The organism is Pseudalkalibacillus sp. JSM 102089 (assembly GCF_041366475.1).
In the GTDB taxonomy this organism is placed as follows: domain Bacteria; phylum Bacillota; class Bacilli; order Bacillales; family Guptibacillaceae; genus Guptibacillus; species Guptibacillus hwajinpoensis_B.
This window is the reverse complement of sequence record NZ_JBEWYW010000009.1, coordinates 134,909-145,461: the sequence shown is the minus strand read 5'-3', so window position 1 is coordinate 145,461 and position 10,553 is coordinate 134,909. Positions and strand designations below refer to the sequence as shown.

General features: G+C 40.4%; 11 protein-coding genes and 1 tRNA gene. 4 read left to right on the top strand and 8 right to left on the bottom strand.

Annotated elements, in window-relative coordinates; all coding sequences use genetic code 11:
• Nucleotides 1-669: 669 nt before the first annotated feature.
• Nucleotides 670-742 (bottom strand) — tRNA-Ala (locus ABVF21_RS17840).
• A 200-nt stretch (nt 743-942) separates the two neighbouring features.
• On the bottom strand, nt 943-1,116 hold the full coding sequence (locus ABVF21_RS17835) for a hypothetical protein (protein ID WP_303536256.1): 174 nt from the start codon (nt 1,114-1,116) through the stop codon (nt 943-945).
• A 184-nt stretch (nt 1,117-1,300) separates the two neighbouring features.
• Between ABVF21_RS17835 and ABVF21_RS17830 the strand changes: the two genes are divergently transcribed.
• Nucleotides 1,301-1,894, top strand: coding sequence for a Crp/Fnr family transcriptional regulator (locus ABVF21_RS17830; RefSeq protein WP_371018697.1), 594 nt, complete (start codon nt 1,301-1,303; stop codon nt 1,892-1,894).
• Here the strand turns inward: ABVF21_RS17830 and ABVF21_RS17825 are convergent.
• Nucleotides 1,891-2,601, bottom strand: a complete 711-nt coding sequence (locus ABVF21_RS17825) for a DUF4386 domain-containing protein (protein ID WP_371018696.1) — start codon at nt 2,599-2,601, stop codon at nt 1,891-1,893. The genes ABVF21_RS17830 and ABVF21_RS17825 overlap by 4 nt on opposite strands.
• 245 nt (nt 2,602-2,846) lie before the next feature.
• A complete protein-coding gene (locus ABVF21_RS17820; protein ID WP_098444795.1) occupies nt 2,847-3,155 on the bottom strand; it encodes a YggT family protein in 309 nt (102 codons plus the stop codon).
• A 123-nt stretch (nt 3,156-3,278) separates the two neighbouring features.
• Between ABVF21_RS17820 and ABVF21_RS17815 the strand changes: the two genes are divergently transcribed.
• Entirely contained in the window at nt 3,279-4,271 is a 993-nt protein-coding gene (locus ABVF21_RS17815; protein WP_371018695.1) for a potassium channel family protein, read from the top strand.
• On the opposite strand, the gene ABVF21_RS17810 is transcribed toward ABVF21_RS17815, so the two are convergent.
• The 3 genes from ABVF21_RS17810 to ABVF21_RS17800 all read right to left on the bottom strand — a co-directional run bounded on the left by ABVF21_RS17810 (nt 4,262) and on the right by ABVF21_RS17800 (nt 7,754).
• Nucleotides 4,262-4,672 carry a YugN-like family protein gene (locus tag ABVF21_RS17810; protein WP_283153760.1) on the bottom strand — a complete coding sequence of 137 codons (411 nt, stop codon included), beginning with the start codon at nt 4,670-4,672 and terminating at the stop codon, nt 4,262-4,264. The two genes, ABVF21_RS17815 and ABVF21_RS17810, sit on opposite strands and share 10 nt — an antisense overlap.
• A gap of 181 nt (nt 4,673-4,853) precedes the next feature.
• Nucleotides 4,854-6,215 (bottom strand): glucose-6-phosphate isomerase, encoded by a 1,362-nt coding sequence (locus tag ABVF21_RS17805; RefSeq protein ID WP_371018694.1) that lies wholly within the window; start codon nt 6,213-6,215, stop codon nt 4,854-4,856.
• A 375-nt stretch (nt 6,216-6,590) separates the two neighbouring features.
• Entirely contained in the window at nt 6,591-7,754 is a 1,164-nt protein-coding gene (locus ABVF21_RS17800) for an iron-containing alcohol dehydrogenase (RefSeq protein WP_371018693.1), read from the bottom strand.
• Nucleotides 7,755-8,063: 309 nt separating this feature from the next.
• On the opposite strand from ABVF21_RS17800, the gene ABVF21_RS17795 reads away from it, so the two are divergent.
• Nucleotides 8,064-8,294 carry a DUF378 domain-containing protein gene (locus ABVF21_RS17795; protein WP_194219039.1) on the top strand — a complete coding sequence of 77 codons (231 nt, stop codon included), beginning with the start codon at nt 8,064-8,066 and terminating at the stop codon, nt 8,292-8,294.
• A 40-nt stretch (nt 8,295-8,334) separates the two neighbouring features.
• Here ABVF21_RS17795 and yugI read toward each other — a convergent pair whose 3' ends face one another.
• Nucleotides 8,335-8,751, bottom strand: coding sequence for a S1 domain-containing post-transcriptional regulator GSP13 (gene yugI, locus ABVF21_RS17790; RefSeq protein ID WP_098444801.1), 417 nt, complete (start codon nt 8,749-8,751; stop codon nt 8,335-8,337).
• 312 nt (nt 8,752-9,063) lie between these two features.
• Between yugI and ABVF21_RS17785 the strand changes: the two genes are divergently transcribed.
• Nucleotides 9,064-10,404: a sodium-dependent transporter gene (locus ABVF21_RS17785; protein WP_303536238.1), complete on the top strand. Its 1,341-nt coding sequence runs from the start codon at nt 9,064-9,066 to the stop codon at nt 10,402-10,404.
• Nucleotides 10,405-10,553: the final 149 nt, after the last annotated feature.

The following is a 10,553-nucleotide window of genomic DNA, read 5'->3' as shown; positions in this document are numbered from 1 at the left end:
TTAATATCAAAGGTGGGTCTTACAGATTAAGAGAAAAAGTAAAAGCTGGCATACAGCCAGCTAAGATACGCTAATATTAGGGAATTTGTTTCCGTTGAAATTAGGGAATTTTAAACCGTTATTGACAACGGTATATTAATACCGGAATGGTCGAATCCCTATATAGTATTCAAGTTGATATAGCGATCATCGTCAATTATTTATTCTCTCACCAATCTTTAACACAACGAAGCATAAGACCCATTAATTAAAGTATTATAACAATCGTCACGATTTATGAAAAAGTAAAAACCCCAATCGTCATCGATTTTGGAAATATTGGATGGAGCAAGGAACCTGCCCCACTGTCCACTTAACTATACAGGAGAAAACCTTACTAGCGTTGTGATTAATTTTATCCTCCTAGCCTTTAGTACATTTAGGTGAGTTAATTAGTACTTCAGGCGAGAGAATAAACGGCTTCTTCTCTATCTTGAATACACATTTCTGCCAAAGAACCCTACTCTTCCTTCCGCTGTTTCATCACAAAACTATTAATCTTAAGTAAAAATGGTCCAATTCCCAAAAATAGAATCAAAGAATCTCGGGAAATCCAGCTCGATTCATCGTCAAAATGTAATGAAAAAGGTAAAAAACCCCTCTTGCATCCGCAAGAGGGGTTTCCATCGATGGAGCATAGCGGGCTCGAACCGCTGACCTCTACACTGCCAGTGTAGCGCTCTCCCAGCTGAGCTAATGCCCCGTATTATGACAGCGATTTCCTGTCGACAAGATTTATTTTATCATAGCTTTTATTGTGAGGGCAACTTATTTTTTGAAATATGCGAAAGTGCGTAAATCTCATTTCGAAATCGCAGCCTCTATATCAAAAGCCCCTCAACTTAATACCAAAGTACATAAAGTATAATGTACACAAAGTATTTTGAGGAGCTTTTACTCATTCTAAAACTTTTCTTCTTCCCCTGCTTCTTCTTTTAATTCCAACTTCCTTTTTTCCAACTCCAGTTTCTTTTCCTCTACCTCTAACTTCTTCTTTTTCAAGTCAAAATTCATTACAAAATATAAAAAGATAAACGTCATCCCAACGATTACGGATATAAATAAAAATAGGTCCAAACAAATCTCCTCCAATATTTAGCTTCGTTCATTAATTATACTTATAAATATAAACATCATGTTCATTTTTCTTTATTCAACCTGCAATGTTGGTTCAATAAGCTGTTTTAAACTGCCTTACCTCTACCTGTTTAGTGATGCTATACTAAAAGATATATACAATTTTGATAAGGGAGATGAATTCATGAAAGATATCCTTATCCAATATATGAAACGGTTTTCGGATCTCAGTGAATCCGAATTAAGAAAGCTGACAATCGATATTCCTGTTGCTTCGTTTAAGAAAGGAACGGTTCTTTTACATCAAGGTGAAGTTCCTGACAAATGCTATTTTGTTTTAAAAGGATGTGTACGGCTTTACAATGTCGATAAAAATGGAAATGAGAATACGTTCAATTTCTATACGGAAGAACAGAGTGTCACGATCTTTAATCAGCATACTACTGACAAAATTTCTCCATACTCTCTTAGCTGTTTGGAAGACTGTACGCTTATTGTAGGTGATTTATCTACTGAGCAGGAAACTTACGACATGCATCCGGTATTAGAAGAACTGACTCGTAAAATGATTGAAGAAGATATGGGTGCTATGAGGGATAATTTCTCCTCCTTCATTTCTTCGACGCCAGAAGAGCGGTACCACAATTTGATGGAAAAAAGACCCGATTTAATTGACAGGGTTCCCCAGTACCAACTAGCAAGCTACCTGGGAGTTAAGCCAGAATCTTTAAGTCGTATTAAGAAGAGGTCCGTATCTAATCTTAGGATTGTTGATTAGTTCATCGTTACCTTTTTTCCTTTTACGAATAACCAGATCCCAAACCCTAATTCACCGATGACCATGGGAGCCATCAGAATTAATTCTAGTAGTCCAATAACGTTTTCAATTTGTGGGATAAAATTGTACATGAAATGAATTAGCGAGTAGCTGAAGCCTGCTAAAACAACTAGAATACTAATCACTTTTGGTATTATTATTGTTTTCATTGCGATCAACCCGACTACGATCAGATGAAGGCCAAAAATGATCAACCCAAATGACCAAATGGCTTCAAAAGCTGTGATGGCATCCATCGCTTGCTGTGCCACGCGCGATGACGTACCTAACTCTGAATTTTGAAAAACACTTTTGGTTATTACAAGATGTGAAACCGCATTGGCTAGAATGGCTGTGTAAAGGAAACGAAGCCAGCCGGCTAATAATGCGTAACCAGGATGAAACGGCTTCAAGAAAACATAAAAGCCCCACGAAACAATTAAATCCATAATGATAATGATGAGCCATCCAAGTACCTCAAGACGAAACAAGACTTGAGATGCTTGGATGTTTTTTAATGTTGTTACTGCATCTCCCTCAATGACTAATGAGCTATGAACATATCCTTGAGCAAAAAATGCAGCAAATGTCATAATAAGTAATGCAATTGCTGAAAAGACTGCTGCTTTCTGCTGCATGTTTTGATTAGTTGTTGTCTTTAATTCCATATAAGAGCCTCCTCGACTTTGATGTTAAATGTATTGTATTTCGTCTGAGGAAGACTTTCATTGACTTAAATCAAGAATATACTATTTTTTTAAATTTGGGCAGGTGGATAGCTTAGTAGTTCGATTCTATTTTACTTCAAAATAAAACCCTCTTACGGTTGCAAGAGGGTTTCTTCTTGTTCTATTACATAATAAAAGTCGTATAACCAATAAAAGAAACGCTGTCCCCCAGCGTTTCTCCTCTCTTACCTTCTCTCCCGACTCGTTAATCCCATTGCTACAAACCGTACAATGAGTGATGCCACGATACTATATACAATCAGTGCAAATACTGCAGAGAATTCAACGACATATTGTCCAGCGAATTCCGTCGTTGGAAAGATGTTTCGAAATGGATATAATAATGGCGCTGAAAAGTCATAGATCCACTGCACGAATGGAGCTGTTGGATTGGCGCTGAATAGTTTCAGCAATATGCGAATTCCGAGAATCGCTTCGATAATGCCAAAAATCAGGCGTACGAGCGATACGAGGAATGATGATAGTGCTCTCATGTTTCTTCACCCTTTTTTAAACTGTCATATCCTTTCTTTACCCTGTTGCGATTGATCACACACGTGTCGTTTTTTTCCAGTGATTGATGGGCATAATGGATGTGGAGAAAGGAGCGTTTTACTTTGAGATTACGTGACTTAGTTTATTATATATCCCGCTATCCGCCTGTATTACAACTCGGTGCACTGATTGTGCTGATTCTTATAACAATGGGATTTATCATGCATCTGGTGGAGCCGGAAATGTTTCCGACCGTTTTCGATGGGGTGTGGTTTGCGATCGTGACGGCTTCCACGATTGGATACGGCGATACATCACCTGTGACTGTTAGAGGGAAAGCTTTTGCGATGGTGTTTATTATGTTTGGCGCTGGCTTTATGACGTTTTATATGGCGAAGCTTGCTTCTTCCTTTGTAATGACGCAGGGGGCGCTTGGCCGTGGAGAGCGAAGTTACGAGCGGACCAATCATGTAGTTGTGGTTGGTTGGAATTCGCGCAGCAGACATACGATCAAAGCACTTTTATCCAATCAGCCTGAACGATCCATCGTGCTCATTGATCATTCGCTTACGGAAAACCCGCTTCAAAAAGAAGGTATTCATTTCATTCGTGGAAACCCTGGTGAAGATAGCACATTGCGTAAGGCGAAAGTGAGCGATGCGCATACTGTTCTTATCACAGCGGATCAGTATAAAAGTGAAATTGAAGTGGATATGCAAACCATTCTTACCCTTTTAACGGTTAAAGGGATTAATCCTTCGGTGTATACAATTGTGGAAATTCTTTCGCCTGAGCAAATTGTGAATGCTGAGCGAGCTGGTGCAAATGAGGTAATCGAAAGTGCCCACCTACTCAGTACAGTTATGACGAATAGTGTCTTCTCTCATGGGATTTCGACCACTTTACTTGAGATGTTAACGCATTTAAATCCTAATCAGCTTGATTTCATGAGTGCTGAGTCGTTTAGTGAAGAGTCTTTTTGTGATGTAGCACAGCAACTAAATGAAAAAGATATCCTGATGATTGGTGTAAAAAGAGGGAGTGAGCTCGTCATGAACCCCTCCCCTTCATTTCTTATTGCATCTGATGATCTCTTACTCGTGATTCACACATAAGATGAGAGCGCGGCGTCTAGTTCTTTCACGTATCGCTCTCCGTATTTCAGCCATTCTTCATCAATTTCAGCATCTTTATTTGTGGGCTCTTGGAACTGATTAAACGACGCTGAGATGTTCCCAATATTGCCTTCAGGATCAACACCTGCCTGATACATATGAGAGAGCATGAAAGGCTGTCCAATTTCAACGATTGCGCCATCCGCATCAAGCTCTTTTTTTACAGCTTTAATGGGTACTCTTAGAAAAAGATATCCGTCTTCATCATCGATTTTATAGTCGAAATAGCCGTGATCGTATTCCCAGCCGCCTCCATAGCTATAGCCTAATTGGCGGAGCTTGTCTTCCATAATACTAAGTTCGATCGTTTTCCCTTCAAGCACAGAATTCATTGGAATCATGTTCGCTTCCTCCCTGTTTACGTAGTCTACGCTTATCGTGTCCAATGAGAGAGAATTCATGAAAAAAAAGCGCAATCGCTCGGTTAGTCCCGACAAGTGCTAGAAATAGACTTCACTGAATTTTATACTTACTTTTTTAAAATAAAAAAAGAGAGCGCCGAGGCACTCTCTCTTGTTCGTTCTATTCGTTTGTCTTAAGGCGATCCTCAAGCTCAGCTTTTTCTTTTTCGAATCCTGGTTTACCAAGAAGCGCAAACATGTTTGTTTTGTATGCTTCTACTCCTGGCTGATCGAATGGATTCACGCCAAGTAGGTAACCGGAAACGGCACATGCTTTTTCAAAGAAATAAGCAAGGTAACCGAAGTGGTAAGGCGTCATTTCAGGGATGTTCACGATCAAGTTCGGAACGTTACCATCTGTATGAGCAAGCATTGTACCTTCGAATGCTTTCTGATTAACAAAGTCCATTGTTTCACCAGCAAGGTAGTTCAGCTTGTCTAGGTTCTTGTCGTCTTCTTCGATTGTGATCTCATGACGCGCTTTCCCAACGTTCAATACTGTTTCAAACAGGCTACGACGGCCGTCTTGAACGTATTGTCCCATGGAGTGAAGATCTGTTGAGAAATCAACAGATGCTGGATAAAGACCTTTGTTGTCTTTTCCTTCACTTTCGCCAAAGAGCTGTTTCCACCACTCAGAGAAATAGTGTAGAGATGGCTCATAGTTCACAAGAAGCTCGATGTTCTTGCCTTTGTTGTAAAGGGCATTACGAACCGCTGCATACTGATAAGCCTGGTTAGATTCGATGTCAGATGTGTTCAAGTCATCTTGTGCGTCTTGAGCACCTTTCATCATCTCTTCAATAGAGATTCCGCTTGCTGCGATTGGAAGAAGTCCAACAGCTGTCAGAACAGAATAACGTCCACCAACATCATCAGGAATCACGAAGCTTTCGTATCCTTCTTCGTCAGCTAAGGTCTTAAGAGCACCTTTTGACTTGTCAGTAGTCGCATAGATGCGACGACGAGCTTCTTCTACGCCGTATTTATCTTCAAGGAACTTACGGAAAATACGGAACGCAATCGCAGGCTCAGTCGTTGTACCTGATTTTGAAATGACGTTAACGGAAACGTCTTTCCCTTCAAGTACGCTAAAGAGGTCCTTTACGTAAGTTGAGCTGATGTTGTTTCCTACGAAGAACACTTGTGGTGTTTTGCGCTCTTCTTTTGTTAGAACGTTATAGAAAGAATGGTTCAGCATTTCGATTGCTGCACGAGCACCTAAATAAGAACCACCGATACCAACAACAAGAAGCACGTCAGAATCTGATTTGATTTTCTCAGCAGATTTCTGAATGCGTGAAAATTCTTCTTTATCATAATCATGCGGAAGCGTTAGCCAGCCAAGAAAATCGTTGCCAGCCCCTGTTCCATTATGTAGCGCTTCGTGTGCAGCCTTCACTGCATCCGCCATGTATGTTACTTCATGTTCGCCAACAAACGACAATGCTTTTGAATAATCAAAACTTACTTTTGAAGTCATAATTAGCCTCCAATTATCATTTTTTGTTCTTCACTCACGTTTTACTTTAGCCCAAGACCCATTCGAAATCAAGAACACCGATCCATGTAAGCGATTACCTGGAGAGATTTCTTTCTAAACTCGTTTGACCTTGTGTCCTTATTCACTTCAGAGGACAAATTTCTTCGCTCGATTTTTGACACATTCGATTGAAACCTGAGTTTCAATCGCCTTTAAGCGGAGCTTAAAGGTCGCTGTGTTCGGCAGCCCCGGTGAGCAAATTCATTTGCTCTAACTGGGGCTGCCGAACACAGCGTAAATGGGTCAAAATCATCCCTAGCTAAAAAGCATAACAAAAAGAACCGCTCCAAAACGGAACGGTCCTATCATTTCACCTTATAGAGAAGCCTTCAAAATCGCCATCACGTCGTCGCGCTCAAGGGATTTGAAATTACCAAACGCCCCATTAGCCATCGCACGGTCAACGATAAGATCAAGCTGGCTATCGTCAATGTCGTAATCAGCAAGACGATTTGGTGCACCAAGGCTGCTCCAGAACGCACTTAGCTTGTCGATACCTTCAAGCGCAACATCGCGATCTGATTTACCTTCTTCGTTTACGCCAAGAACTTTGACAGCAAGACGCTTGAACTTATCAACGTTCACGTCAAGGTTGTGTTTCATTAAGTTCGGGAAGAGAATCGCAAGACCACCAGCGTGTGGAATATCATAAACAGCTGATACTGCGTGTTCAATGTTATGAGAAGCCCAGTCACCGCGAACACCCATCTGTAGAGATTGGTTTAGCGCTACTGTACCACTCAACATAATTGTTGCACGGTGGTCGTAGTTTTGCATATCTTCGAGAAGTTTTGGAGCTGTGTTCATCACTGTTTCAAGAACAGAGAACTGCATGTTTTCTTGTAGCTCTGTATTTGATTCAGGGTGAAGGTACTGTTCAAGTACGTGAGACATCATGTCCACCATGCCGTATACTGTATGGTTTTTTGGCACTGTATACGTATTCTCAGGATCTAGAATAGAGAATTTCGGGTGTACAAGTGGATGTCCCCAACCGTATTTCTCTTGTGTATCCCAATTTGTGATAACAGAACCTGGGTTCATTTCTGAACCAGTTGCTGCTAGCGTTAGAACTGTACCGAATGGAAGAGCTGCTTCAGGGAATGCTTTCTTCGTTACGAAGTCCCAAGCGTCTCCATCATATTTAGCACCTGCAGAAATAGCTTTTGTGCAGTCAATAACACTACCGCCACCTACTGCTAAGATGAAATCAATGTTGTTTTCTTTACAAATATCGACACCTTTATGAACAGTTGTTAGGCGTGGGTTTGGTTCAACGCCGCTAAGTTCAAATACTTCAGCACCGATTTCGGTTAATGTGTTCATTACGCTATCGTAAACACCATTTTTCTTGATGCTTCCTCCGCCATAAACAACGAGGACTCTTTTTCCGTATTGTGGCACTTCAGTTTTGAGCGCTTCTAGCTGCCCTTTACCGAAGATCAATTTTGTTGGATTTTGGAAAGTAAAATTATTCAATGTTATGTCCTCCTTTAATTCAAATCACGTTTAACTTCGCCTCTAGGCGCAATAAAAACTCACCTTTTATCTTTAGTAATGCAAGAAGTTTAGGTGAGAGTAAATGACCACCAAAAGGATTAATTCGTGCAACTAACCATCAGAAATAAACAGCTTTGATGGAAGTTCCATTTTATTATGCCTCAATCAATTATTAAAATAAAGCAATCTGCTTATAAGAATTAAGTGGAGCTGCTATGTATAATTTGGTGAAGTTTTTATCATGTTATAGAAGAATCAATATGTTTCCTAATAAAAGGAGGTATTCTTATGAGCACATTACAACGATTTGCTCTTGCGTTAGTGATCATCGGAGCGGTCAACTGGGGCCTAATTGGATTTTTCCAATTTGACCTCGTCGCGGCTATATTCGGTGGACAAAATGCTGCACTTGCTCGAATTGTCTATGGCCTAGTCGGGCTAAGTGGACTATATTGCCTAACACTACTTTTCAAGCCGACAGAAGAGCTTTCACATGATCCTGATCGCGCAACAACATAAAAAAAAGAAGGCAGCCGCGGCTGCCTTCTTTCGTCATTCCTTACTTCTTCAGACGCTTGTTCAATTGAGCTTGACGGTCGTTAGATTCTTTCAACCAGTCTTTAAGTTTATCTTCAAGCGTGTTGAAGCCTTGTGGAGAAGAAGTTTGTTGTGGTTTCTTGTTTCCGCCGCTCGGTGCTGCCGGGCGAGGCTTTCTTTCCGGACGCTCAGGTTTAGGCTGAGTAGCACGGATTGAAAGAGAGATTTTACCGGAACCTTCTTCAATGTTAAGGATTTTTACCTTAACTTCGTCTCCTACAGTAAGTTGATCTTCGATATTTTTTACGTACCCGTGAGAGATTTCAGAAATGTGAACTAGTCCTTGCTTTTGGTCGTCAATTGCAACGAAAGCACCAAAAGGCTTAATACCAGTTACCTTCCCTTCAACGATATCACCGACGTTATATTGCTCTGCCATGAAAACACTCCTAACAAATTTTTTCAACTTTACTAGTATAACATAGATTTCTAATCTAGACAAAACATCATACTAGCCTTTTCTACAAATCATACCTTTCTATTGAAGGAATAGCAAGACAAGAATGTATTATAAAGCATTTACTTTCAAATTAAAATAAACAGAGGGAATGGCTGGTACTTCAGTAATAACAAGGTTTATAGCGTGTGGTAAATAAATACATGAATATTTAATATTGACTGAATTCTTTCCGCTCGCTATAGTGATAAAATGCCATTCAATTGGACTTACTATATTGTATGAGGTGACAAGATGAAATCAAATGATCAATGGTCGTCAAGATTCGGATTTATTTTGGCTTCAGCTGGATCAGCTATCGGGCTTGGTGCACTGTGGAAATTTCCATATATGGCGGGTACAAACGGTGGAGCAGCATTTTTCCTTGTTTTTCTTCTTTTCACTGTTTTAGTCGGTGCTCCAATGCTTCTTGCGGAATTTGTTGTTGGGAGACACTCACAGCAAAATGCCGTTTCTTCGTATGAATCAATTTCCGGGAAAGCAAGCTGGAAATGGCTTGGTTATCTGGGCGTTATCGCCTCTTTCATTATTCTTTCCTTCTATAGTGTCATTGGAGGATGGGTGATTACGTACTTAACAAGAAGCTTCTCTGGTTCACTTACAGGACTTCAAAATAGCCGTTACGAAGAGTTGTTTGGTGAAGTCATTGGAAGTCCTGCAACCGCTCTCCTAACACAGGCTCTATTTTTAGCGATAACAGTAGCCATTGTGCAGTTTGGGATTCAAAAAGGGATCGAAACAGCAAGCCGTTATATGATGCCAGCTCTCTTTATTCTTTTTCTTGTGCTTGTTGCGCGTTCGCTTTCTCTTGATGGCGCAATGGAAGGGGTCTCCTTCTTTTTAAAACCTGATTTCTCTATGTTATCAGCAGAAGGTGTTCTTGATGCCCTGGGCCAATCGTTCTTTGCGCTCAGCGTCGGGATCTCCTTAATGGTTACGTACAGCTCTTATCTTGATAGAAAAGCTGATTTAACAGGATCAGTAGTATCAGTCGTTAGCCTGAACGTGTTAATCTCCTTTCTAGCTGGACTTGCCATCTTCCCTGCTGTTTTTGCATTTGGATTTGAGCCCACAGAAGGACCTGGACTTATTTTCACCGTTCTTCCTGCTGTTTTTAATCAAATGGCGTTTGGTGGTTTGTTTTTCACAGTTTTTCTAGCGCTTTTGCTCTTTGCAACGTTAACATCAGCTTTTTCCTTGATGGAAATCATTGTTTCTACAGTGACGCATGGTAAAGGAAATCGCAAGAAAGTTTCCTGGATCGCAGGATTTTGCGTATTCTTACTCGGGATCCCTTCCGCTTTGTCATTTGGTGTCCTTGGAGACATTTCCATATTTGGCAGAACAATATTTGATACGATGGACTTTCTGGCAAGTAACTTATTAATGCCTATCGGTGCTCTTCTTATCTCTATTTTCGTTTCTCGGAAAATGAAGAAAGAAATATTAGCGGACGAAGTGATGATGTCTTCTAAAATAGGGCGGGTCGTCTTCCCACTCTGGTATGGTTTAATTCGTTACTTTGTCCCAGCTGCCATTACAATTGTCCTCGTTACATCTTTACTTTCATATTAATTTCATTTATATGTATATTCTTTTTCTAAAGTGGGAATAACAGGAGTAGTAAGCTATCTATATTCCCCCTTTTGAAGACGAGGCCAACGCCTCGTCTCTTTTTTTGTCTTCTCATTCGGCCCTTCAACTTTCTAAGAGTAGGATAAAGT

Excerpts from the sequence above, each read along its gene's own strand:
- ABVF21_RS17830 (WP_371018697.1), top strand. The coding sequence starts at position 1,301 with ATGAAAGATATCCTTATCCAATATATGAAACGGTTTTCGGATCTCAGT.
- ABVF21_RS17825 (WP_371018696.1), bottom strand. The coding sequence starts at position 2,601 with ATGGAATTAAAGACAACAACTAATCAAAACATGCAGCAGAAAGCAGCA.
- ABVF21_RS17820 (WP_098444795.1), bottom strand. The coding sequence starts at position 3,155 with ATGAGAGCACTATCATCATTCCTCGTATCGCTCGTACGCCTGATTTTT.
- ABVF21_RS17810 (WP_283153760.1), bottom strand. The coding sequence starts at position 4,672 with ATGATTCCAATGAATTCTGTGCTTGAAGGGAAAACGATCGAACTTAGT.
- ABVF21_RS17805 (WP_371018694.1), bottom strand. The coding sequence starts at position 6,215 with ATGACTTCAAAAGTAAGTTTTGATTATTCAAAAGCATTGTCGTTTGTT.
- ABVF21_RS17795 (WP_194219039.1), top strand. The coding sequence starts at position 8,064 with ATGAGCACATTACAACGATTTGCTCTTGCGTTAGTGATCATCGGAGCG.
- yugI (WP_098444801.1), bottom strand. The coding sequence starts at position 8,751 with ATGGCAGAGCAATATAACGTCGGTGATATCGTTGAAGGGAAGGTAACT.
- ABVF21_RS17785 (WP_303536238.1), top strand. The coding sequence starts at position 9,064 with ATGAAATCAAATGATCAATGGTCGTCAAGATTCGGATTTATTTTGGCT.